The sequence below is a fragment of the Bosea sp. 124 genome, assembly GCF_003046175.1.
Taxonomy (GTDB): Bacteria; Pseudomonadota; Alphaproteobacteria; order Rhizobiales; family Beijerinckiaceae; genus Allobosea.
In genome coordinates this window covers 69,031-92,012 of record NZ_PZZM01000001.1, presented here as the reverse complement: position 1 = coordinate 92,012, position 22,982 = coordinate 69,031, and the positions used below count along the sequence as shown (strand labels likewise).

21 protein-coding genes and 1 other annotated feature are annotated in these 22,982 nt (G+C 66.5%); of the genes, 13 read left to right on the top strand and 8 right to left on the bottom strand.

What is annotated here, in order from left to right:
• The first annotated feature begins 5 nt into the window (after positions 1–5).
• The 4 genes from gor to C8D03_RS00445 all read left to right on the top strand — a co-directional run bounded on the left by gor (position 6) and on the right by C8D03_RS00445 (position 3,768).
• Positions 6–1,373 carry a glutathione-disulfide reductase gene (gor, locus tag C8D03_RS00460; RefSeq protein WP_108044501.1) on the top strand — a complete coding sequence of 456 codons (1,368 nt, stop codon included), beginning with the start codon at positions 6–8 and terminating at the stop codon, positions 1,371–1,373.
• Positions 1,374–1,448: 75 nt separating this feature from the next.
• A complete protein-coding gene (locus C8D03_RS00455) occupies positions 1,449–1,697 on the top strand; it encodes a type II toxin-antitoxin system VapB family antitoxin (protein ID WP_108044500.1) in 249 nt (82 codons plus the stop codon).
• Positions 1,694–2,101, top strand: coding sequence for a type II toxin-antitoxin system VapC family toxin (locus C8D03_RS00450; protein ID WP_108044499.1), 408 nt, complete (start codon positions 1,694–1,696; stop codon positions 2,099–2,101). The genes C8D03_RS00455 and C8D03_RS00450 overlap by 4 nt, the downstream gene beginning before the upstream one ends.
• A 281-nt stretch (positions 2,102–2,382) precedes the next feature.
• Positions 2,383–3,768, top strand: a complete 1,386-nt coding sequence (locus C8D03_RS00445) for a class II 3-deoxy-7-phosphoheptulonate synthase (protein WP_108044498.1) — start codon at positions 2,383–2,385, stop codon at positions 3,766–3,768.
• 84 nt (positions 3,769–3,852) lie between these two features.
• On the opposite strand, the gene C8D03_RS00440 is transcribed toward C8D03_RS00445, so the two are convergent.
• Positions 3,853–4,749: an outer membrane protein gene (locus C8D03_RS00440; protein WP_108044497.1), complete on the bottom strand. Its 897-nt coding sequence runs from the start codon at positions 4,747–4,749 to the stop codon at positions 3,853–3,855.
• A gap of 159 nt (positions 4,750–4,908) precedes the next feature.
• Between C8D03_RS00440 and C8D03_RS00435 the strand changes: the two genes are divergently transcribed.
• On the top strand, positions 4,909–6,648 hold the full coding sequence (locus C8D03_RS00435; RefSeq protein WP_108044496.1) for an NAD+ synthase: 1,740 nt from the start codon (positions 4,909–4,911) through the stop codon (positions 6,646–6,648).
• A gap of 21 nt (positions 6,649–6,669) precedes the next feature.
• On the opposite strand, the gene C8D03_RS00430 is transcribed toward C8D03_RS00435, so the two are convergent.
• Positions 6,670–8,151 (bottom strand): SulP family inorganic anion transporter, encoded by a 1,482-nt coding sequence (locus C8D03_RS00430; RefSeq protein ID WP_108044495.1) that lies wholly within the window; start codon positions 8,149–8,151, stop codon positions 6,670–6,672.
• Between the two features lie 63 nt (positions 8,152–8,214).
• Positions 8,215–8,270, bottom strand: a sequence feature (sul1 is cis-regulatory element that is thought to sense ions involved in sulfur or methionine metabolism; They are found in Alphaproteobacteria).
• Between the two features lie 142 nt (positions 8,271–8,412).
• Here C8D03_RS00430 and gltX point away from each other — a divergent pair.
• Positions 8,413–9,756 (top strand): glutamate--tRNA ligase, encoded by a 1,344-nt coding sequence (gene gltX, locus C8D03_RS00425; RefSeq protein ID WP_108044494.1) that lies wholly within the window; start codon positions 8,413–8,415, stop codon positions 9,754–9,756.
• A gap of 121 nt (positions 9,757–9,877) precedes the next feature.
• On the opposite strand, the gene C8D03_RS00420 is transcribed toward gltX, so the two are convergent.
• Together C8D03_RS00420 and C8D03_RS00415 are read right to left on the bottom strand one after the other, a co-directional pair.
• On the bottom strand, positions 9,878–11,203 hold the full coding sequence (locus tag C8D03_RS00420) for an MFS transporter (RefSeq protein WP_108044493.1): 1,326 nt from the start codon (positions 11,201–11,203) through the stop codon (positions 9,878–9,880).
• Between the two features lie 201 nt (positions 11,204–11,404).
• Positions 11,405–12,529 carry a DUF2865 domain-containing protein gene (locus tag C8D03_RS00415; RefSeq protein ID WP_181300559.1) on the bottom strand — a complete coding sequence of 375 codons (1,125 nt, stop codon included), beginning with the start codon at positions 12,527–12,529 and terminating at the stop codon, positions 11,405–11,407.
• Between the two features lie 405 nt (positions 12,530–12,934).
• Here C8D03_RS00415 and C8D03_RS00410 point away from each other — a divergent pair, with 405 nt between their 5' ends.
• On the top strand, positions 12,935–13,903 hold the full coding sequence (locus C8D03_RS00410; RefSeq protein WP_108044491.1) for a phosphoribosylaminoimidazolesuccinocarboxamide synthase: 969 nt from the start codon (positions 12,935–12,937) through the stop codon (positions 13,901–13,903).
• A 98-nt stretch (positions 13,904–14,001) separates the two neighbouring features.
• On the opposite strand, the gene C8D03_RS00405 is transcribed toward C8D03_RS00410, so the two are convergent.
• Both C8D03_RS00405 and C8D03_RS00400 read right to left on the bottom strand, forming a co-directional pair.
• Entirely contained in the window at positions 14,002–14,496 is a 495-nt protein-coding gene (locus tag C8D03_RS00405; RefSeq protein ID WP_108044490.1) for a MarR family winged helix-turn-helix transcriptional regulator, read from the bottom strand.
• 35 nt (positions 14,497–14,531) lie between these two features.
• A complete protein-coding gene (locus C8D03_RS00400) occupies positions 14,532–15,617 on the bottom strand; it encodes a TRAP transporter substrate-binding protein (RefSeq protein WP_108044489.1) in 1,086 nt (361 codons plus the stop codon).
• A 63-nt stretch (positions 15,618–15,680) separates the two neighbouring features.
• Between C8D03_RS00400 and C8D03_RS00395 the strand changes: the two genes are divergently transcribed.
• The 3 genes from C8D03_RS00395 (at position 15,681) to C8D03_RS00385 (ending at position 17,963) form a co-directional block, all read left to right on the top strand.
• Entirely contained in the window at positions 15,681–16,694 is a 1,014-nt protein-coding gene (locus C8D03_RS00395) for a fumarylacetoacetate hydrolase family protein (protein ID WP_108044488.1), read from the top strand.
• 142 nt (positions 16,695–16,836) lie between these two features.
• Positions 16,837–17,370, top strand: a complete 534-nt coding sequence (locus C8D03_RS00390) for a hypothetical protein (RefSeq protein WP_108044487.1) — start codon at positions 16,837–16,839, stop codon at positions 17,368–17,370.
• Positions 17,371–17,450: 80 nt separating this feature from the next.
• Positions 17,451–17,963: a CreA family protein gene (locus C8D03_RS00385; RefSeq protein WP_181301271.1), complete on the top strand. Its 513-nt coding sequence runs from the start codon at positions 17,451–17,453 to the stop codon at positions 17,961–17,963.
• Between the two features lie 10 nt (positions 17,964–17,973).
• On the opposite strand, the gene C8D03_RS00380 is transcribed toward C8D03_RS00385, so the two are convergent.
• Positions 17,974–18,309, bottom strand: coding sequence for a hypothetical protein (locus C8D03_RS00380; RefSeq protein ID WP_108044485.1), 336 nt, complete (start codon positions 18,307–18,309; stop codon positions 17,974–17,976).
• A 315-nt stretch (positions 18,310–18,624) separates the two neighbouring features.
• On the opposite strand from C8D03_RS00380, the gene cysS reads away from it, so the two are divergent.
• The 3 genes from cysS to cimA all read left to right on the top strand — a co-directional run bounded on the left by cysS (position 18,625) and on the right by cimA (position 22,443).
• Positions 18,625–20,172, top strand: a complete 1,548-nt coding sequence (cysS, locus tag C8D03_RS00375) for a cysteine--tRNA ligase (protein ID WP_108044484.1) — start codon at positions 18,625–18,627, stop codon at positions 20,170–20,172.
• On the top strand, positions 20,169–20,735 hold the full coding sequence (locus tag C8D03_RS26690) for an endonuclease domain-containing protein (protein WP_108044483.1): 567 nt from the start codon (positions 20,169–20,171) through the stop codon (positions 20,733–20,735). The genes cysS and C8D03_RS26690 overlap by 4 nt, the downstream gene beginning before the upstream one ends.
• 109 nt (positions 20,736–20,844) lie before the next feature.
• Positions 20,845–22,443 (top strand): citramalate synthase, encoded by a 1,599-nt coding sequence (gene cimA, locus C8D03_RS00365; protein ID WP_108044482.1) that lies wholly within the window; start codon positions 20,845–20,847, stop codon positions 22,441–22,443.
• Positions 22,444–22,564: 121 nt separating this feature from the next.
• Here cimA and C8D03_RS00360 read toward each other — a convergent pair whose 3' ends face one another.
• Complete coding sequence (locus C8D03_RS00360; protein WP_146170017.1) at positions 22,565–22,912, bottom strand: hypothetical protein; 348 nt, start codon at positions 22,910–22,912, stop codon at positions 22,565–22,567.
• Positions 22,913–22,982 lie beyond the last annotated feature (70 nt).

Genomic DNA, 22,982 nt, shown 5'->3' with positions numbered 1-22,982 from the left:
GTATCATGGCTGAATTCGACGTCGATCTCTTCGTCATCGGGGCAGGCTCCGGCGGCACCCGCGCGGCGCGCATCGCTTCCGGGCATGGCGCCCGCGTGATGATCGCTGAGGAGGACCGCATCGGCGGTACCTGCGTCATCCGCGGCTGCGTCCCCAAGAAGCTCTTCGTCTATGCCAGCCGCTTCGCCGAAGATGTCGAGGACGCCGCCGGTTTCGGCTGGACGGTGGCCAAGCCAAGTTTCGACTGGCCGACATTGCGCGACGCCGTCGCCAACGAGGTCACGCGTCTCTCGGGCCTCTACCGCAAGGGGCTCGACGGCGCCGGCGTGGCGATCCGCGAGGAACGCGCCACGGTCGTCGACGCCCACACCCTTCGCCTCGCCAGGAGCGGCGAGACGATCCGCGCCCGGCACATCCTGGTCGCGACCGGCGGCTGGCCTGCTTTCGATCCGCCGATCCCGGGCGGCGAACTCGGCATCTCCTCGAACGAGATCTTCCATCTCCCGAGCCTGCCGAAGCGGATGCTGGTCGTCGGCGGCGGCTATATCGCGCTTGAATTCGCCAGCCTGTTCGTGCGCCTCGGCGTCGAGGTTACGGTGCTGCATCGCGGCGACAACGTCCTGCGCGGCTTCGACGAGGATATCCGAAACCGCCTGCGCGACGCGCTCGAACATGCCGGCATCCACTTCCGCCTCGGCTGCACGGTCGAGCGCATCGAGGCTCTCTCAGACGGAACGCGCCGCGCCCATTGCGCCAAGGGCGCGCCGATCGATGCCGACGTCGTGCTCGTCGCGACTGGCCGCCGCCCCAACACGGCCGGCCTCGGCCTCGCCGAAGCCGGCGTCGAACTCGGCTCGCTGGGCGAGGTCGTGGTCGATGCCGGATCGGCCAGCACCGTGCCCTCGATCCATGCGGTCGGCGACGTTACCAACCGGATCAACCTGACACCCGTGGCGATCCGCGAGGGGCATGCCTTCGCCGACACGGTCTTCGGCGGCAAGTCCTGGCAGATGGACCACGGGCTGATCGCCTCGGCCGTGTTCACCACGCCCGAGATCGGCACCGTCGGCCTGTCGGAAGTGCAGGCCGCCGCGGCCGGCCACGAGCTGCGCATCTTCGAATCGGCCTTCCGCCCGATGAAGGCGACGATCTCGGGCCGGGCGGAGCGCATCTACATGAAGCTCGTCGTCGATGCGAAGACCGACAAGGTGCTCGGCGTCCACATCCTCGGCCATGATGCCGGCGAGATCATCCAGGCCGTCGCCATCGCCGTCACCATGGGCGCGACCAAGGCCGATTTCGACCGCACCATCGCTCTGCATCCGAGCGCGGCCGAAGAGCTCGTGACCATGCGGACGCCGCGGGCGGGGTAAGGCGGGCGATTGCGTTGAGGTCCTACCGAGCGTATTCTAGAATACTGAGAGACGTATCTAGAATGGGGTGCTTCCATGGGCATCAGCATCAAGAACGACGAGGTCGAGGCATTGGCCCGCAAGCTTGCCAGCAAGCACGGCAAGGGCTTGACCGAGATCGTCCACGAGGCGCTGCGCGAAAAGGACGAGCGCGAGGCTGCCGAGCCGACGCTGTGGGAAAAGCTCGCGCCGATCCATGCGAAGTTGGCCGCGATGCCCGATAGCGGGCTACCGGCGGACCGCGCCTTCTATGATGAGCTGAGCGGCGAGAGCCGCGAGCTTTGATCGTCATCGACGCTTCCGCCCTCGTGGCGATGCTGATGCCGGAGCCTGACGGCGGTGCTCTGTCGCAACGGCTCGGCCGATGGCCGCCGCGGCAGCGTTTTGCATCGACGGTCACCGTTTGGGAGGCCGCATGTGCGGTGGCTCGCCTGAAGAATTGCGATCGAAGGCTGGGCTTACGTCTGGTGGACGAATTTATGAGGGTCGCCGCGATTGAGCCCGTCGCACCCGACATGGCGATCACCGCTCTCGCGGTCGAGGCCGCCGAGCGTTACGGCATCGGCGGTGGTCGCCCCGGCATCCTCAATCTCGGCGACTGTTTCTCCTACGCGACCGCCAAGAATCTCAAGGCCACACTGCTGTTCAAGGGCGATGATTTCGGGCGTAGCGATATCGAGCCGGCCTGAGCCATTCGGCGGGATCCGCCAGCCTCGATGGATTCAAAGTCCGAACGCGTTGAATCGCCGTCTGACCCGATTGAATCGCTTTCTCATCGATTGGAATCGGTTTGCGAGCCGACGCCCGCAGCGCCTTGAAACGATTCAGGATTCGCTAAACATGAACGCAGGCCTGCATGGCGCGGGGCGCGTGATCGGCACGGTGGCCTTCGCCGCGCCCAGGGTGTATAGGCCCGCCTTCGCGCTTCAAAGAGGTTAACCAGCGCGGTTTCAAGTCAGGAGCAGGACCCATGTCGGAGCGGTGGACGCCCGAGAGCTGGAGGGCAAAGCCCGTCCAGCAGATTCCGGATTATCCGGACCAGGCAGCCCTGAGGGCGGTCGAGCAGCAGCTCGCCGGCTTTCCGCCGCTCGTTTTTGCAGGCGAGGCGCGCAAGCTCAAACGGGCGTTGGGCAAGGTTGCGGCCGGCGAGGCCTTCCTGTTGCAGGGCGGCGATTGCGCCGAGAGCTTCGCCGAGCATTCCGCCGACAACATCCGCGATTTCTTTCGGCTCTTCCTGCAGATGGCGGTGGTGCTGACCTTTGCCGGCGGCTCGCCCGTGGTGAAGGTCGGGCGTATCGCCGGCCAGTTCGCCAAGCCGCGCTCGGCCCCCACCGAGACGATCGGTGGCGTCGAACTGCCGAGCTACAAGGGCGACATCGTCAACGACAACGAGTTCACGGCGGAGGCGCGCATCCCCGATCCGCGCCGCCAGCTCGAGGCTTATCGCCAATCGGCAGCGACCCTGAACCTGATCCGTGCCTTCGCGACGGGCGGCTACGCCAATCTCGACAACGCCCATCGCTGGATGCTCGGCTTCATCAAGGATGCGCCGGCCTCTTCGCGCTACAATGAGGTGGCCGAGCGCATCACCGAGGCGCTCGATTTCATGCGCGCCATCGGCATCGATCCGGAGACGCATCCCGAAATGCGGACCACGGATTTCTACACTAGCCACGAGGCGCTTCTGCTCGGCTACGAACAGGCGATGACCCGCACCGACTCGACCACGGGCGAGTGGTACGACACCTCGGGCCACATGATCTGGATCGGCGACCGCACGCGCCAGCTCGATCACGCCCATGTCGAGTTCTTCCGCGGCATCCGCAACCCGATCGGCCTGAAATGTGGGCCGTCGATGACGGCGGACGGGCTGATGAAGCTGATCGAGGTGCTCGATCCGCAAAACCAGCCGGGCCGCCTGACGTTGATCGCCCGCTTCGGCGCCGACAAGGTTTTCGACAACCTGCCGGCGCTTGTGCGTGCGACCAAGCGGGAAGGGCGCAACGTCGTCTGGTCCTGCGACCCGATGCACGGCAATACGGTCAAGGCGGCCAGCGGATACAAGACCCGGCCCTTCGACCTGATCATGACCGAGGTGAAGAACTTCTTCTCCGTGCACCAGGCCGAGGGCACCCATGCCGGCGGCCTGCACCTCGAGATGACGGGCAAGAACGTCACCGAATGCACCGGCGGCGCGCGTGGCATGACCGATGCGGATCTGAACGACCGCTATCACACGGTCTGCGACCCGCGCCTCAACGCCGAGCAGGCGCTCGAACTCGCCTTCCTCGTCGCCGAGCTGGTCAAGCGCGAGCGCTCCGGCCGGGCGCGGCCGGAGGTCGAGGCGGCCGAGTAGGAACAGGCGGTCTTCGCCGCGAAAAGCAAAAAGCCGGGGCGGTTGCCCCGGCTTTTTTCGTTCTGGAAGACTGGAAGGCTGCGGTCAGAATTTCAGGGCGGCGGCGACGCGTCCGGTATTGACCGTCGTCGTGGTTCCCTCGACATCGGCGAAGCGGATGATCTGGTATTCAGCGCGCAGGAACAGGTTGTCGGTCAACGCCATGTCGATGCCGGCGCCGGCGGCCAGGCCGAAGCCGTAGACGTTCTGCTTGGTCTCGCCGACCCGAAGCGGATAGCCTGCCGCGACGACGTTGTTCTCGATCACGCCGGTAACCGGGTTCGTGCGCGTGAAACGCCAGGTCGCGTCGATGGTCGAGGTCGTGTTGAATCGCCCGACGGCGCCGCCGATCGTTGCATAAGGCATGATCCGTCCATAGGCCCAGCCCATCCGGATGCGCGCGGTCGCATAGTCGAGCAGTTCGGCGCCCTGCCGGGTCGTGAGCGAGAAGTCGTTGACGGTGGCGTCCGAGGTCGTGAAGCGCCGGCCAATAAAATCGCTGACCAGGTATTCGTGGTTCGCGCGCGTGTAATCGACTTCGAGACCGATGATCGCGTCGCCGAAGGCGAAATTGTAGCCGGTGAAGCCGAAGAAGGTCGATCCGCTGTCGCGCTTGGAAGGCAGGTTGCTGACCAGCGATCCCATATTGGCCTCGCTGCCGAGCAGCGTGTTCCGGAAGGCGAAATTCGCCAGATTCTGCAGGCCGTTGCCGGGTTCGAACTTGGTGGAGGAGACGCCGGCGCCGCCGCCGACAAAGAATCCGGACCAGTTCGCCTTGCCGTCGAAATATTCCGGCGCGGGGGGCGCGTCTTCGATCTGCGAGCCGCGCAGCACGGGGTAGTCGGCGGCTCTGGCGGCCGTCATCGCACCAAGGGTGCAGGCGGCGAGGGCGCAGGCGACCAAGGTGCCTTGGCCCATCGCGGTGATCTGGCGGGTACGCATGATCGCTTCTCCGAACGGCGGCCGGCAGTCGTGCAAGAGCGGCTCGTCGCTGATTCATGCGGGATTAACCCTAACGCCGGGTTAAGCCGCGGCGAGATCGTTCACGGGGCCGCTGTCGTCGCCGTTGCCCGCCCCGGCCGGCCGCGCTACAGCCCCGCCATGACCGCGACCTCCTTCCGCCTTGCCCTCGCGCAATCGAACCCGACTGTCGGCGACGTCGCTGCCAACGCCCGACAGGTGCGGGATGCCCGCCACCGGGCCGGGGAGGCGGGCGCCGATCTCGTGATGTTCCCGGAGCTGTTCCTGTGCGGCTATCCGCCGGAAGACCTCGTGCTGAAGCCGGCGTTCCAGGACGCCTGCCGCAGGGCCTGCGAGGACTTGGCGCGCGAGACCGTCGATGGCGGCCCGGCCCTTCTGCTCGGCCTGCCCTGGGCGGAGGGCGGCCAGCTCTACAACGCCTATGCGCTGCTCGACGGCGGCGTCATCCAGTCGGTCCGCTTCAAGGTCGCCTTGCCGGATTACGGCGTCTTCGACGAGGCGCGCGTCTTCGCGCCGGGGCCGCTGCCTGGCCCTGTGGTGTTTCGCGGGTTGGTTCGCCTCGGCCTGCCGATCTGCGAGGACATCTGGGGGGAGGAGGTCGTCGAGTGCCTCGCCGAGACCGGGGCGGAAATCCTGCTGGCTCCGAACGGCTCGCCCTTCCGGCGCGGCGTTGGCGACGAGCGCGTGAATGTTTCAGTCGCGCGCGTCGTCGAATCCGGCTTGCCGCTGGTCTATCTCAACCAGGTCGGCGGCCAGGACGAACTCGTCTTCGACGGTGCCTCCTTCGTGCTCGATGCCGCACGCAACCTGACGCATCAGCTTCCCGCCTTCCACGAGGCGCTCGTCGTGACGGATTGGGTGCGCGAGGCGGGGCGCTGGCTCTGCCGGCCGGGCGCGGTCGCTGCGGTCGAGGCCGCGGACGAGGCCGATTACGCCGCCTGCGTGCTCGGCCTGCGCGACTATGTCGGCAAGACGGGGTTCCCCGGCGTCGTGCTGGGCCTGTCGGGCGGCATCGATTCCGCGCTCTGCGCCGCGATGGCGGTCGATGCGCTCGGGGCTGATCGCGTCACCTGCGTGATGATGCCATCGCGCTTCACCGCGCCGCGGAGCCTGGCCGATGCGCAAGCCTGCGCGGCTGCGCTCGGTGTCCGCTACGAGACCGTGCCGATCGCGGGGGCGGTCGAGGCCTTCGATGCCGCATTGGCGGGCTTGTTCTCCGGCCGCTCGCCGGATGTCACCGAGGAGAATTTGCAGAGCCGTACACGCGGGACACTCCTGATGGCGCTCTCCAACAAGTTCGGCTGGATGCTGGTCACGACCGGCAACAAGTCGGAGGTGTCCTGCGGCTACGCCACGCTCTACGGCGACATGAATGGCGGCTTCAACCCGATCAAGGACCTCTACAAGACCGACGTCTTCCGGCTCGCCGCGCTGCGCAACCGCTGGAAACCGGCCGGCGCGCAGGGGCCGGACGGCATCGTCGTCCCCGAAGCGATCCTGACCCGGCCGCCCAGCGCCGAATTGCACGAGGACCAGGCCGATCAGGATACCCTGCCGCCTTACGAGGTGCTCGACGCGATCCTGCTTGCCCTGATCGAGCGCGAGCAGCGCGTCGCCGACATCATAGCAGGCGGGCAGGATCGCGAGACGGTGCTGTCGGTCGAGCGCTTGCTTCATCGCGCCGAGTACAAGCGCCGCCAGGCCGCGCCGGGGGTAAAGATCACCAGCCGCAACCTCAGTCGCGACCGGCGCTATCCGATCGTCAACGGCTTTTCCGATAAGGGCGAGGCCGCCCACAGCCCCGATGCGGCGCTGGTCAAGGGCGTCGGTCGCGGCGGCGGCGAGAGCTTCGACTTCTGACGGCTGCGGGCGCCGTCGCTCTCAATGCACCGCCGCGGTGCCGGCATCGGCCTTGTCGTGCTGCCCGAAGCGGTCGACCATCGTGGCGCTGGCCTCGTTGAGACCGAGCACGCTGACCTCCGCGCCGTTCCGGCGGAACCGGAGAACCGCCTTGTCGAGCGCGCCGATCGCCGAAATATCCCAGAAATGCGCATGGGTCAGGTCGATCGTGACGCGCTCCGGTCGCTCGTCGAAGCCAAAGCCTGCGAGGAAGCTTTCTGTCGAGGCGAAGAAGATCTGGCCGCGGACGATATAGTCGCAAGCCTTCCCGTCGGGGCTGGCAAGCTTCTCGACGGCGACGAGCCGCGCGACCTTGCCCGCGAAGAACACGCCCGACAACAGCACGCCGACGAGCACGCCCTTGGCAAGGTCGTGGGTGGCGACCACGGTGACGACGGTCGCGACCATGACGATCGATGACGGCAGCGGGTTGCGCCGGAGATCGAGCACCGATCGCCACGAGAAGGTGCCGATCGACACCATGATCATCACGGCGACGAGGGCGGCCATCGGGATGATCCGCACGAGATCGTCGAGCACCACGATCAGGAACAGCAGGAAGGCGCCGGCGACGAAAGTCGAGAGCCGGCCGCGCCCGCCCGAGGTCACATTGATCACGGACTGGCCGATCATGGCGCAGCCGCCCATGCCGCCGATCAGCGCCGAGGCGATGTTGCCAGCGCCCTGTCCGTAGCATTCCTGGCTCTTGTTGCTCGTCGTCTCAGTCATGTCGTCGACGATCTGAGCCGTCAGCAGCGATTCGAGCAGGCCGACCGCGGCCAGCGCGACCGAATAGGGGAAGATGATCTTCAGCGTCTCGAGGTTCAGCGGCACCTGCGGCAGGGCGAAGACGGGCAGCGTCGAGGGCAATTCGCCGAGATCGCCGACCGTCCGCAGGTTCAGCCCGAAGCCCCATGCGAGCGCCGTCAGAACGGCGATGGCGACGAGCGGCGAGGGGATGGCCTTGGTCAGATAGGGCAGGAGATAGATGATCGCGAGGCCGCCCGCGATCATAGCATAGGTCAGCGTCGGCACGCCGATCAGTTCGGGCAACTGCGCCATGAAGATCAGGATCGCGAGCGCATTCACGAAGCCGGTGATGACCGAGCGCGAGACGAAGCTCATCAGGCGCCCGAGCCTGAGCGCACCGGCGCCGATCTGGATCAGCCCCATCAGGATCGTTGCCGCGAACAGATATTGAAGGCCGTGTTCCTTGACGAGCGTGACCATCAGGACCGCCGTGGCTGCAGTCGCAGCCGAGATCATGCCGGGGCGGCCGCCGACGAAGGCGGAGACGCAGGCGATCGCGAAGGAGGCATAGAGCCCGACCTTCGGATCGACGCCGGCGATGACCGAGAAGCCGATCGCCTCCGGGATCAGGGCCAGGGCGACGACGATGCCGGACAGGATGTCGGCCCGGATGTTGGAGAACCATTCGCGGCGGTAGGAAGCCAATTTTGACATTGAAGAACCCACGAGCAATCAGCGCCTGCGCAAAGGGGCAGGATCGAGCTTGATCGACATTTGGGTTGTCCGGCGGATCGGCGGCCGGAAGAGCCACCCGGATTTGCACCGGGTCCATTCGAATGACCCCTTCTAGCTGCGAAACCTGTTGCGTTGCAACACGGGTGGCGAGGCGCAGATCGGGCGGTCATGCGCAGCCTCACGCCCGCGAACCGCAAGCAGCGATTGTCCGGCCGGGGCAAAAGCGCCATAAGCCCCGCCATGACCGCATCGCCTCTTCTGCGCTTCGCCCCGTCGCCCACGGGCTATCTGCATATCGGCAACGCCCGCTCGGCGCTGTTCAACGGGCTGTTCGCGCGCCGCCATGGCGGCCGCTTCATGCTGCGCTATGACGACACTGATCTGGCCCGCTCGAAGCCCGAATTCGCCGAGGCCATCGCCGAGGACCTCGCCTGGCTCGGCATCGTGCCCGACGCCGTGATCAGCCAGTCGCAGCGGCTTGCGCTTTATGACGAGGCGGCGGAGCGCCTGCGTGCGGCGGGGCGGCTCTATCCCTGCTACGAGACCGCCGACGAACTCGACCGCCGCCGCAAGCGCCAGCTCGCGCGCGGCCTGCCGCCGATCTACGACCGCGCCGCGCTGAAGCTGACCGCCGAGGACAAGGCGGAGCTGGAAGCGGAAGGGCGCAAACCGCATTGGCGTTTCCTGCTCGAGCCGCGCATCGTCGCCTGGAAAGATCTGATCCGCGGCGACGCCCATGTCGATTGCGCCTCGCTGTCGGACCAGGTGCTGATCCGTGAGGACGGCAGCTATCTCTACCATCTGCCTTCGGTGGTCGACGATGCTGCGACGGGCGTGACCCACATCATCCGCGGCGAGGACCATGTCACCAACACGGCGGTCCATATCCAGATCTTCGAGGCGCTGGGTGCGGCGCTTCCCGCCTTCGGCCACCATAACCTGCTGACCACCGCAAGCGGCGAGGGGCTCTCCAAGCGCCTCGGCCATCTCTCGCTGCGCGGCCTGCGCGAGGCCGGCGTCGAGCCGCTCGCGGTCGCAGCTCTTGCCGTCCTGACCGGTTCGTCGGATGCGGTGCGGCCCGTCGCCAGCCTCGACGAACTGGCCAATCTGGTCGATCTCGCCCATGTCTCGCGCGCTCCGGCGAAGTTCGACGAGCACGACCTCGAGACGCTGAGCGCCCGCACGCTGCATCAGCTTCCCCATGAGGCGGTCGCCGGCCGCCTGACCGATGTCGGCGTCGAGGGAGGCGAGGCCTTCTGGCTCGCGATCCGGGGCAATCTTGCCAGATTCGACGAGGTGCGCATCTGGGACGAGGTGGTGCGCGGCCCGCTCGCGCCGGTGATCGCCGATCCCGCCTTCGCTGAGGCCGCTGCCGCCGTGCTGCCGTCCGAGCCCTTCGACGCGACGACATGGAAGAGCTGGACCGCTGCGGTCTCGGCTGCGACCGGCGCCAAGGGCAAGGCCCTGTTCATGCCGCTGCGCCAGGCCCTGACCGGGCAGGACCATGGCCCTGAGCTGGCGGCCCTGCTGCCGCTGATCGGCCGCGCGAAGGCGCTGAAGCGTCTGGCGGGCGAAGCGGCCTGATTTTTCCCATCATTCTCGGGCGCTGCGAAGCAGCGACCCGAGAATCTCGTGACCAGATGACACTGGTTTCAGAGATGGTCGGGTCAAGCCCGACCATGACGTCGCGGTTCAGTCTGCGTCCTCAATCGTGCCGATGCATCGCCGAGTCGTGTTTGGTGTCGCGCATCGTTGAATAGACCAAAAGCGAGATGAAGATCACGCCGGCGAGATAGTAGAAGAAATACTGCTCGTGCCCCTGTTGCTTGAACCAGAGCGCGATCGCCGGAGCCGTGCCGCCGAAGACCGAGACTGTGACCGCATAAGGCACGGCGATGCCGGTGGCGCGGATCGAGGTCGGGAACAGTTCGGCTTTCACCACGGCGTTGATCGAGGTGTAGCCGGCGACGAAGATCCAGGCGCCTGAAATCAGCAGGAAGGCCATCCAAGGCGATTTCGTCCCCGCGAGCGTGGTCAGCAGCGGCACGGTCAGCAGCGTTCCCGCGACACCGAAGAAGATCAGCATCGGCTTGCGGCCGATCCTGTCGGAGATCGCGCCATAGATCGGCTGCAGCACGGCGGCAAAGATCAGCGAGCCGGCGATGATATAGGTCGTGGTGATGTCGGAGAAGCCGGCCGTCTGGCGCACGAAGGTCTGCATATAGGTGGTGAAGGTGTAGAAGGCGGCCGTGCCGCCCGCCGTCAGCCCGACCACGATCGCGATCTCGCGGGGATAGCGCATCAGGCCGCGGATCGAGCTCTCGCGCTTCACTGGGTTCTTGTTCGCTTCGGTGAAGGACTCGGTCTCGTGCATGTGCCGGCGCATGAACATGGCGGTGATCGCCAGCAGTGCGCCGATGACGAAGGGAATGCGCCAGCCCCAGGCGACGAGCTGCTCATGCGTCAGGAACACGTTCTGCAGCAGCAGCAGGACGAGAATGGCGGTGAGCTGTCCGCCGATCAGCGTGACGTACTGGAAGCTGGAATAGAAGCCGCGATGCTCGGGGTCCGCGATCTCGGAGAGGTAGGTCGCGCTGGCTCCATACTCGCCGCCGAGGCTCAGCCCCTCGATGATGCGCGCCAGCGCGAGCAGGGCGGGGGCCGCGAAGCCGATCGTGGCATAGGTCGGGGTCAGCGCGATGATCAGCGAGCCGAAGCACATCATCAGCACCGAGATCGTCAGCGACAGGCGCCGCCCGTAGCGATCGGCGAGATGGCCGAAGAGCCAGCCGCCGAGCGGGCGCACGATGAAGCCGGCGGCGAACAGCGTCGCGGCGTTGAGTTGCTGCACGACGGGATCGCTCGAGGGGAAGAAGGCCGGCGCGAAATAGAGCGAGAAGGCGGTGTAGGCGTAGAAGTCGTACCATTCGACGAGATTGCCGACGGAACCGACGAAGATCGCCTTGATGCGGCGTTTGGCGTCGGCGATCTCGATCGGATGGGGATGGGTCGTCGCTGCGGTCTCTGACATGGCGGCCTCTCGGCCCGGCGTCGTCAGAGCCTCTCCCGCACCCGCCACGGCGGCACGATCAGGCACGGTCCGGCGACGTTCCAGGCAATCGTGTTGATGGTTGCACCCTCTATCGCGCCGCCACAGTCATGCGTCCAGCGTTGAGGCTGACAAATTTTGCGCTGCCGCCATGCGATCACGGCATGGAACAAATTCAGCCTGTCATGGTCTCGCAGCGGCCGGACCGAGATTCGGCGCGAGATTCGGCGCCACGATCCGTACCGTCCGGCGCTCGCCTGTGACGCTGCGCGTCTCCCGCTTCAGCCCGTCGCCCTTGTCGAGGACGCGTTCGCCGACCGAACTCGGTCCGACACCGGCCGATTCCGTGCCCGAAGTCGGGGAATTTTCCGATGGCATCGGCTTCTCGTCTGGAATCTCCGGGGCTGCGGCCGGCTGCACCGTCGGTGCCGCGCCGCGCCGCTTCGGATCGGGCTTGGCCTCTTTCGGGCGCGACAGTTCGGCCGCCCGCTGCTCGGTGACGATGACATCGCCCTTGCGCTTGTCGAGCAGGTATTCCGCCTCCTTGAGGGCCTGGGCCCAGCTCTGGCCCTGGCCGCGGCAGGTGCAGGCGGCGTCAAAGCTGCGCTGGTATTTTCCGGCATTGGCCAGCGAGGAATAGGGCTGGCCGGTGGCGCGCGCGACGGAGTTCTGGATGTCGCCGCCATTGGTCATGCCATAGGCGAGCGTTTCGACGCCGGGGCACAGCGCCTGGCACATCTCGTCGGAGCTGTCGCGACCGCCCGGATTGTTGGCGAGCGGGAAGAAGAAGCCGTCGCAGGTCCGCACGCAGACGGTCTGCGGCCCACCCATGCGCGGCTTTTCGGGCTCGAGCGGCTGCTCGGGATCGAGTTCCGGAAGCGTCGAATCGATTTCGCCGCGGCGCGGCTCGAGGCCGAAGATCGTCTCGAAGAAGCCGCGCTGCTGGGCCCGGCAGTTGTTGCTGATGGCGGCAGCGAGCTGGGCCCGGCGCTGCTCGACCGCGCCGCCCTGACCCTGTTGCTGCAGGCTGCCATATTGCGCCTGCAACTGGCCGATCTGCGCGCGCAGGCCACCGCATTGCGCCGGCGGGCCCTCGCCGAAGAAGGTGAAGCCACCGCGCTCGCAGCCCATGGCGCGATACTGGCTCGTCGCCTGCGCGAGCTGCGCGCCGACGCGCTGCGCTGCCTGTGCCGCGCGCGGATCGCCGCCGCGCTGGCCCTGCAGGCTGGCGAGTTCGGAGCGCCATGCATTGCAGGACGGCGACTGCGCCAGCGCCGCCCCGCCCATGCTCGCCAGGGCCAGAAGCACAGCACCGAAGCGCCCGCTGCGACGGAGCCAGGCAAATCTCGGCCAGTCGGATCTCGGCGAGGCAAATCTTAGCCAGGAGGGTCTCGATGTCATCGCGCGTCGGATCACGTCACCTGCTTGCCGGTCTTGATTGGGCCTGACGATCCTTGCCCAAAGCTGGCGGGCTCGCCTTCGGGCGCAACAACACCCGCCAAACGCGACGGAACTATGGAGGGGCATCGGGCAGGCCGCGAACGGCAGGTCCGATGCCCGATCCGCATGCCATATTCGCCGCCGCCGGGCAATCGGCACGCCTGATCGAGCAGGGAATTCACTGAAGCGGTTGGCGCGCGCGCGCCGACTGTCTAGAAGGCTCGGACCCCGTCCGCGCACGCCGCGCGGGCTTCGTGACCGGGCGATGCCGACATGACCGAACCTCTGGCGCTCCAAAAGCCTCTGGCACTCGAAGACGCCTTCATCCCCGAGCTTCCGAACTATTATCGCGGCAAGGTCCGCGAGAATTACGACCTGCCCAACGGGCGCCGCATCCTGATCTCGACGGATCGCTTGAGCGCCTTCGACCGGGCGATCGCCGCGATCCCGTTCAAGGGGCAGGTGCTGACCCAGACGGCGCGCCACTGGTTCGAGAAGACGGCGGACATCTGCCCCAACCATGTGCTCGAATATCCCGATCCCAATGTCGTGATCGGCAAGCGGCTGGACATTCTTCCCGTCGAGATCGTGGTGCGCGGCTATCTCGCCGGCACGACCGGCACCTCGATCCTGACGATGTACAAGCAGGGCCTGCGCGAGATGTATGGCGTGCGCCTGCCCGATGGCCTGCGCGACAATGAAAAGCTGCCCGAGGCGATCATCACCCCGACCAGCAAGGCGTTCGACGGCGGCCATGACGAGCCGCTTTCGGCCGCCGGCATCGTTGCCGAGGGGCTCCTGACCCGCGAGCAATGGGACATGGTGAGCGGCTATGCGCTGGCGCTCTTCGCACGCGGGCAGGCGCTCGCCGCCGAGCGCGGCCTGATCCTGGCCGACACCAAATACGAGTTCGGCACCGACAGGGATGGCACGATCCTGCTGGCGGACGAGATCCACACCCCCGATTCCAGCCGTTACTGGATGGCCGGCAGCTACGCGGCGCGCTTCGAGGCCGGCGAGAAGCCGGAATCCTTCGACAAGGACTTCGTCCGCAACTGGGTGGTCGCCCGCTGCGACCCTTACAAGGAAGAGCTGCCGCCGATCCCGGCGGCGCTGATCGCACAGACGACGGATGTCTATGTCCGCGCGTTCGAGACCATCACTGGGCAAACCTTTGTGCCGCCGCCGGCCGGTGAGGTTCCGCTGGACCGCATCCGCCGCAACCTCGCGCGGTTCTTCTGACTAACCAGCCCTCATCCCGAGGAGCCATTCCCAACGGAATGGCTCCTCCGGATGAGGGCTCAGGGGATTCACAACGATACCCGAGGGCAGTCGCGACCTCAGCCCTCGTCCTCGCGATAGCTGCCGGCGAGATGGCGGCTGCGTTCGGTCAGCGTCGAGAGCACGCGCTCGAACACCTTGAGTTCCTCGGTCGCGATTCCTTCCGTCCAGCGCGCCTGGAAGGCCAGCGCCAGCGGCACGATCTGCGCATAGATCCGCTCGCCGGCGGGCGTCAGCGCGACGAAGGACTCGCGCCGGTCCTGCCGGTTCTCGGCCCGCGAGACCAGCCCGCGCTTCTCCAGTTCGGAGACGGCTCGCGAGACCTTGGTCTTGTGCATCTGGGCCAGTTCGCCGATGTCGCGCGAGGTCAGCTTGCCGAATTCGCCAAGCTGCGCGACCACCCGCCACTCCGGGATGCCGATGCCGAAATGCGCGTCATAGATCCGCCCCAGCGCCCGCGCCGAATGGAAGGCGACGACGTTGAGGCGGTAGGGCAGGAACTGTTCCAGCCGGAGCGGAGTCTCCGGCGGGGGAGAGGGCGGTTTCGTCGACATGGTCAGCTGGCCGCCTCCAAAGCTGAGCCGGCCGCTCAGCGCGCCTTCAGCCGGTTCATGAACGAGTCGTAGGACAACTCGGCGACCTGCCACCAGAGCAGGTTCTCGCCGCGGAAGGCGACCATCGAATCGTAGCCTGCCTTGAAGTCGGCGCTTTTGGCCGAGGTCTCGGCGTAATACTCCTCGGCGGCCTTGAGGGCCGCTTCCATCACCGGCAGCGGGAAGGGCCGGAGCTGTGCGCCCTGGCCGACGAGCCGGCGCAGTCCGCCCGGATTCACAAAGTCGTATTTGCCCAGCATCCAGTTGTTGGCCGCCTCGCAGGCGTTCTGGACGATCGCCTGATAGTGCTTCGGCAGCTTGGCCCAGGCCTCCTTGCCGATGATCAGGTGCAGCATCGCGCCGCCCTCCCACCAGCCGGGATAGTAGTAATATTTGGCGACCCGGATGAAGCCGAGCTTCTCGTCGTCATAGGGGCCGACGAATTCCGCCGCATCGATCGTGCCGCGCTCCAGCGCCGGGTAGACGTCGCCGGGCGCGATCTGCGTCGGCACCACGCCGAGCTTGGCCAGCACCGCCCCGCCCATCCCGCCGATACGGAACTTCAGCCCCTTGAGGTCGTCGAGGCCGGTGAGTTCCTTGCGGAAGAAGCCGCCCATCTGGCAGCCCGAATTGCCGCAGGGGATCGAATAGGCGTTGAAGCGGTCGAGAACGCCGTTCACGATCTGCTCGCCGCCGCCGAAATACCACCAGCTATGCTGCTGGCGGGCGTTCAGCCCGAAGGGGATGCCGGTGCCGAGCCCCAGCGCGGGGTCCTTGCCGATGTAGAAATAGGTCGGCGAATGCGCGCATTCGACTGTGCCCGAGGAGACGGCGTCGAGCGCCTGCAGACCCGGGACGATCTCGCCCGGAGCGAAGACCTGTATCTGGAACTTGCCGTCGGTCGCGTCGCTGACGAGCTTTGAGAAGTGCTGTGCGGTCCCGAAGATCGTGTCGAGCGACTTGGGGAAGCTCGACGTCAGCCGCCACTTCACCTCGGGCTGCGACTGTGCGACGGCCGGCATCGCGACGGGCGTGGCGGCGGCGGCGAGTGCACCTGTTTTCAAAAAGTCGCGACGTTTCATAAGGTGTTCCTCCCACGGGCTTGTTGAGCCCTTATTGGCGTGTCGCGCGAGGAATGAAAAGACATGAAACTCGCTTCACTTATGCATGGCCGGGATGGCCGGCTGGTCGTGGTCTCGCAGGATCTGACGCGCGCCACCGATGCCTTCCCGGTGGTGCCGACGCTGCAGGCCGCGCTCGATGACTGGGACCGGCTCGCCCCGCGCCTCGCCGATCTGGCGGTGAGCCTGGAGCACGGCTCGGTCCCCTCCTTCCGCTTTCACGAGCATGATTGCGCCGCGCCGCTGCCGCGTGCCTATCAGTGGCTCGACGGCTCGGCCTATGCCAACCACGTCGAACTGACCCGGAAGGCGCGTGGCGTCGCCCTGCCGGAAAATCTTCTGACGGAACCGCTGATGTATCAGGGCGGCTCCGATACGCCGCTGGGTGCACGCCAGGCGGTGCATGCGATCGCCGAGGATCAGGGCATCGATTTCGAGGCCGAGGTCGCGGTCGTCACCGGCGACGTGCCGATGGGCGTCAGCCCGCAGGCCGCGCTCGGCCATATCCGCCTCGTGATGCTGGCCAATGATGTCAGCTTGCGCAACCTGGCCGGGCCGGAGCTGGCGAAGGGCTTCGGCTTCGTCCAGGCGAAGCCGTCCAGTGCCTATTCGCCGGTCGCCGTCACCCCCGACGAACTCGGCGACGCCTGGCGCGGCGGCAAGCTGCACCTGCCCGTTCTGGCGCAGATCAATGGCAGGCTGTTCGGGCGGCCCGATGCCGGCACCGACATGACCTTCGACTTCGGCGCGCTGATGGCCCATGCCGCGAGGACGCGTCGGCTCGGCGCCGGCACGATCATCGGCTCCGGTACGGTCTCGAACCGCGGCGCCGATGGCGGTCCGGGGCGTGCGCTGGCCGAGGGCGGTGCCGGCTACGCCTGCATCGTCGAGCAGCGCATGGTCGAGACGATCCTGACGGGCGCGGCCAGCACGCCGTTTCTGCGCTTCGGCGACACGATCCGCATCGAGGTGAAGACTTCGACCGGCCATTCGATCTTCGGGGCGATCGAGCAGGAGATCTTGCCGCATGTCGGGTGAGGCGGTTGGCGCGTGCAGGCCCGAGCCGTCGCCGAAGGAACCGCGCGGCGGCTTTTGCGTCGGAGAGCTTGGCGCCTGCCGGAGCGGCGGCTAACCTGCCGCCGCATCCATCGACGAAGCCCGCTGCGAAAGCTCACGCCCCATGATCGACGCCGTGCCGTTCTATCCCGCGACCGTTCCGCTGGCCTTCTTCGTCTGGGGGCCGGCGCTGGTGATGGTGCTGTTCTGGGCGGTCGGCTTCTGGTCGAGCCGGCAGGGCGTGCCGCGCATGCTGGAAAATGACTGGAACGGCTTCAACGTCGCCGATGTCGAGAAGCTCTTCGCCATGTATGGCGAGACGCACCGCGCCCGCTATCGCAACCGGGTGCTTCCGGCCGATGTCGCCTGCGCCTTCACCTATGCCATCGTTGGCGCGATCCTGATCGCGGGCCTGTCGATGCGTGGCCAGCCCTGGTGGGTCGCGGCGCTCTGCGGCGGCGGCTGGCTGCTGGGCGGCCTCTGCGATGTCGCCGAGAACCTCTCTGTGGCAAGGCTGCTCGACAAATATCCGAAGGTTGAGGCTGGCGACGTCGCCTTCGCCAGCCGCCTCACCCAGTTCAAGCTGGTGCTGTTCCTGCTCGGCACGGTCGGGGCGGTCGCGGCCGCCTATCTCGCCTTCAAGCCGCTGGCGGCGTGAGACTGATCTGGCGGGCACGCTCGCCCGCCACCATATCCGGGCAGGCGGCGCCTTGCCGCCGAAGGAGATCGTCCATGCGCATGAATGCCATCGCTTCCGCCGTCATCGCCGGCCTGCTCGGCCTTGCGGCTCAGGCGCTGCCGGCCGTGGCGCAAGAAGACCTGATCTTCAGGAAGTCCACCGTCTGGAAGATGCTGACCCCCGACGACAAGCTCGCGGTCTACGGCGTCGATGATCCTGTCGTCGAGGGCGTCGCCTGCCATTACACCATCCCCGAGAAGGGCGGCGTCTCCGGCATGTTCGGCGTCGCCGAGGAGGTGTCCGAAATCTCGCTCGCCTGCCGTCAGATCGGCCCGATCAAGTTCCGCGAGAAGGCCGATCAGGGCGATGTCGTCTTCCGCGAACGCCGCTCGCTGGTCTGGAAGAAGATGCAGATCGTGCGCGGCTGCGATGCCAAGCGCAACGTGCTGGTCTATCTGGTCTATTCGGACAAGCTGATCGACGGCTCGCCGCAGAACTCGACCTCGACCGTCCCGATCATGCCTTGGGGCGGCACGGGCGAGGCGCCGAAATGCGCCGACTGGATCAAGTAGGAAAGCGGCCTCAGCCGCCGCAGGTGATGACCAGCGGCTGCTCCGGTGCCGCGGCGGGCGCAGCCTTCACCTTGGACAGTGACCCGGTGAAATCCTCCCGCGTGGCCAGACCATAGGCGCTCGCCCTGGCGAAGCCTTGTGCTTCGCACCAGGCGTCGGCGACGATCTTGCCGCATTCCGACTTGCTGGAGAGGCAGTCGGCGACGCCGTAGCCGTCGCTGGCCGGGATCAGGAAGGTGCGCTGGTCGCTGGGGGCGGCGGCGGTCTTGCTGGTCGGCAGGACCGACAGCGAAAGCCCGGCTCCGACGATCCCGAACAGGCCGATCAGGGCAACGGCGCGGCGCATCTCTGGGGTGTCCTCGTGGCTGACGGGCGCTCAACCCTCGAATCGCGAGGATGGTTCCCGGCAGTTAAGATTGAATGAAGCGCCGGCCTTCTGATGGTGCAGTGCGGCGAAGTTGGGGCGCCCTCTTGACGCAAAGCCCGCACGCAGGCAAGCGTTTCCCGATGACGCGGGCCCTCAACCTGATTTCCATTATTTGCCGCTAGCTCTCGCTGGCCGGCTGCTCACGTCCTCATCCTGAAACGGTAAAGACAGAAAGCGCCCCGGCCAGCGGCCAGGACCGCCGTCACGCTTTCGCCGTTCGCCAGGATACTCCCGATGTCGCCGACCCTCAGGCTCTACAACACGCTGACGCGGACGAAGGAGGATTTCGTTCCCGTCGATCCGCAGAACCTGCGGATGTATGTCTGCGGCCCGACGGTCTACGATTACGCGCATATCGGCAACGCCCGCCCGGTCATCGTTTTCGACGTGCTCTACCGGCTGCTCAAGCATTTGGCGAAGCAGGGCATTTGGGATGGCGGCAAGGGTGAGACCAAGGTCACCTATGCCCGTAACCTCACCGACGTCGACGACAAGATCAACGCCCGCGCGGCGCGTGACTGGCCCGGTCTGCCGCTGAACGAGGCGATCGCGAAGGTCACGGAAGGCACGACCGCGCAGTTCCATGCCGACATCGATGCGCTGGGTTGCCTGCGGCCGGACGAGGAGCCGCGCGCCACCGACCATATCGAGGAGATGAAGGCGATCATCGAGCGCCTGATCGCGCGCGGCGTCGCCTATGTCGCCGAGGAGCATGTGCTGTTCCATGTCCCGGCCGTCGCGCATCTGAAGGCGGCGCCGAAATACGGCTCGCTCGCCCGCCGCTCGCTCGACGAGATGATGGCCGGCGCACGGGTGGATGTGGCCCCTTACAAAAAAGACCCGATGGATTTCGTGCTCTGGAAGCCGAGCCGCGACGGCATCGATCCGGGCTGGCCGTCGCCGGCCGGCATCGCCACGCCCGGCCGCCCGGGCTGGCACATCGAATGCTCGGCCATGTCGATGGCGAAGCTGCTCGAGCCCTTCGGCGGCGGGCTCTCCTGCGACGATCCGCAGAAGAACGTCTTCGACATCCATGGCGGCGGCATCGACCTCGTCTTTCCGCACCACGAGAACGAGATCGCCCAATCCTGCTGCGCCTTCGGGGCTGAGGCCGGCATCGGCCGCATGGCGAACTACTGGATGCACAACGGCTTCCTGCAGGTCGAAGGCGAGAAGATGTCGAAGAGCCTCGGCAATTTCGTCACGATCAACGAATTGCTGGAGACGGAGAGCTTCGGCGGCCAGAAATGGCATGGCCGCGTACTTCGGCTTGCAATGTTGATGACGCAGTACCGTCAGCCGATTGATTGGACGGTCGACCGACTGGTCGAAGCGCGATCAAATCTTTTCGAATGGAACGAGCTGTGCTTTGAAGCGCCAGCGCACGATGGAGAGGTCGCGGAGGTGGTGCAGCCCCTGCTTGACGATCTCAACACTGCTGCGGCGATCGCAGGATTTCACGCACTAGCCAAGGCAGTGCGAGCCGAAATGAATGGCCCTCGGAAAGTTGTTGCAGCGGCTAGGCTGCGGGAGGCGCTCTTCCTGTTCGGCCTATATCATGACGGCGTGCCGGCCGAATTGCTCAAGCAGGACGTTAGGGACCGGGAGCTCGACCGTAAGGTAGACAGCCTCGTTACTGCCCGTCTCGCCGCCCGCCGCGCGAAGAACTTCGCTGAATCCGACCGCATTCGTGACGAACTCGCTGCCATGGGCATCGCGCTCAAGGACGGCAAGGATCCTGCCACCGGCGAGCCGACAACGACCTGGGAGGTCAAGCGATGAACCGCGACGCACCCCCTCTCCCCTCGCGGGAGAGGGCTGGGGTGAGGGGGCGCCGTGACGGTGCCATTGATGCGTCCGCAAACGCACGCCCCGGAAACGTCACGGCGCCCCCTCATCCGGCCGCTGCGCGGCCCCCTTCTCCCGCGAGGGGAGAAGGGGAGACCGCGCCGACGCTTGGGCAAACCCTGAAGCGGCGTGCTCGCGCCATGCGCCGGGAGCCGACCGAGGCCGAGCGCAAGCTCTGGCATCTCCTACGCGATCGCCGCTTCAGCGGTTTCAAATTTCGCCGGCAGGTCGAGATCGGGCGCTATATCGTCGATCTCGTCTGTCTTGAGCGCCGGCTGATCATCGAGGCCGACGGCGGCCAGCATGCCGAGAACGCCTATGACGAGGAGCGCGACGCATGGATCGTTGCCCAAGGCTTTCGCATTCGTCGATTCTGGAATGCGGACATCCTGCAGAGGCCTGACGAGATCGTCGACACGATCTGGGCTGATCTGAACGCTCCGCTCCAGCAGCGCCCGCTCCGGCAGTTTACCCGATTGGACGACCACATCCGATGACCCCGACCCCCAAGATCCGCCCTGCCGGCTCGCTCTCCGTCGCGATCAAGCTCGTCATGCTGGCCATGGTGATCCCCCGTATCCTGCGCCTCAAGCTGAAGCGCGACCGATGACGGCCGCCCGCATCCATCTCTTCGACACGACTTTGCGCGACGGCGCGCAGACCACCGGCGTCGATTTCTCGCTCGACGACAAGCGCGCCGTCGCCGGCCTGCTCGACAGGCTCGGCATCGACTATGTCGAGGGCGGCTATCCCGGCGCGAACCCGCTCGACACGGCGTTCTTTGCGGAAAAGCCGACAAGGACAGCCAAGTTCGCCGCGTTCGGCATGACCAAACGGGCAGGGCGCTCGGCCGCCAACGACCCCGGGCTCAGGGCGCTGCTGGAAGCGAAGGCCGACGCGATCGTCTTCGTCGCCAAGGCCTGGGACTACCATGTCCATGTCGCGCTCGAGATCCCGCTCGAGGACAACCTCGCCGGCATCCGTGAGAGCGTCGAGGCCGCGAAGGCCGCCGGCCGCGAGGTCATGCTCGACTGCGAGCACTTCTTCGACGGCTACAAGGCCAATCCCGATTACGCGCTCGCCTGCGCCCGCGCGGCATACGATTCCGGCGCGCGCTGGGTCGTGCTCTGCGACACCAATGGCGGCACGCTGCCAGACGAGATCGGGGCCATCGTGGCCGAGGTGGCCAAGCGCGTGCCGGGAGACCATCTCGGCATCCACGCCCATGACGATTGCGGCTGCGCCGTCGCCAATTCGCTGGCCGCTGTCGAGGCCGGCGCACGCCAGATCCAGGGCACGCTGAACGGTCTCGGCGAGCGCTGCGGCAACGCCAATCTGGTCACCCTGATCGGCGCGCTGAAGCTGAAGGAGCGCTATCGCGGCCGCTTCGAGATCGGCATCGGCGAGCAGCAGCTCGCCGAGCTGACCCATGTCTCGCGCTCGCTCGACGAGATGCTGAACCGCGCGCCGAACCGTCACGCGCCCTTCGTCGGGGCGTCCGCCTTCGCGACCAAGGCCGGCATCCATGCCTCGGCCGTGCTGAAGGACCCGCGCACCTATGAGCATGTTCCGCCGGAGGCGACCGGCAATCTGCGCAAGGTGCTGATTTCTGACCAGGGCGGCAAGTCGAACCTCGTCGCCGAGCTGGAGCGCATCGGCGTCACGCTCGGTCGCGACGATCCGCGCCTCGCCCGCGTGCTGGAGGAGGTCAAGGAGAAGGAGGCGCAGGGCTATGCCTTCGAGGGCGCCGATGCCTCGTTCTACCTCCTCGCCAAGCGTATCATGGGCGAGGTCCCGGCTTATTTCGAGGTCGAGCGCTTCAAGGTGAATGTCGAGCGCCGCTACAATGCCCTGGGCGAGCTCGTCACCTTCTCGGAGGCGATCGTGAAGGTGAAGGTCGGCGACGAATTGCTGATCTCGGCGGCCGAGGGGGCGGCCGGCCCCGTCAACGCGCTTGATGTCGCGCTGCGCAAGGACCTCGGCCACTACCAGTCGCTGATCGAGGGCCTGCACCTCGTCGACTACAAGGTGCGGATTTTCCAGGGCGGCACCGACGCGGTGACACGCGTCCTGATCGAATCCGCCGACGAGACCGGCGAGCGCTGGACCACCGTGGGCGTCAGCGCCAACATCATCGACGCCTCGTTCCAGGCGCTGGTCGACTCGATCACCTACAAGCTGATGCGGGCCGGCGCGACGGCGTGAGTGACCCGTCATTCTCGGGCGAAGCGTAGCGCAGACCCGGGAATCTCTCGACGCGTGAAGCGCCTTTCGCGGCTTCGGCAAGACATGGTCGGGTCAAGCCCGACCATGACGTCCGATATCCTCACTCCGTCAGGCGGATGATCTTGTCCTTGCAGAGATTCATGTCCTCTGCGTCGCTCTCGACATCGTCGCCGAACTTCGCCAGCACGAAATAGCTGCAGCCCGCCGGCTTGTTCAGTTTCACGGCGACGCTTTGGCCCGGCGCCAGCGGCTTGGCGATCTTGCCGACGAGCCGGGGCTGGTCGCCGCCGGTGGCGATCTCGAAGGTCGTCAGCGGCGCGCTCCTCATGTTCTTGATGGTGATCTGGGCCGGTGGCTTGGCGCCTTGCGCCATGGCGGGCAGGGCGGCGGACAGCAGGCCAACACCGATACCCAGCAGTCCGGTCACGACAACACGTTGAATTTTCATGTTTGTTTCTTCCCCGGTGACGCGCCTGGGGCGCTCCGGGTGCAATCTGACACCGGGCTTTGGACGTAAG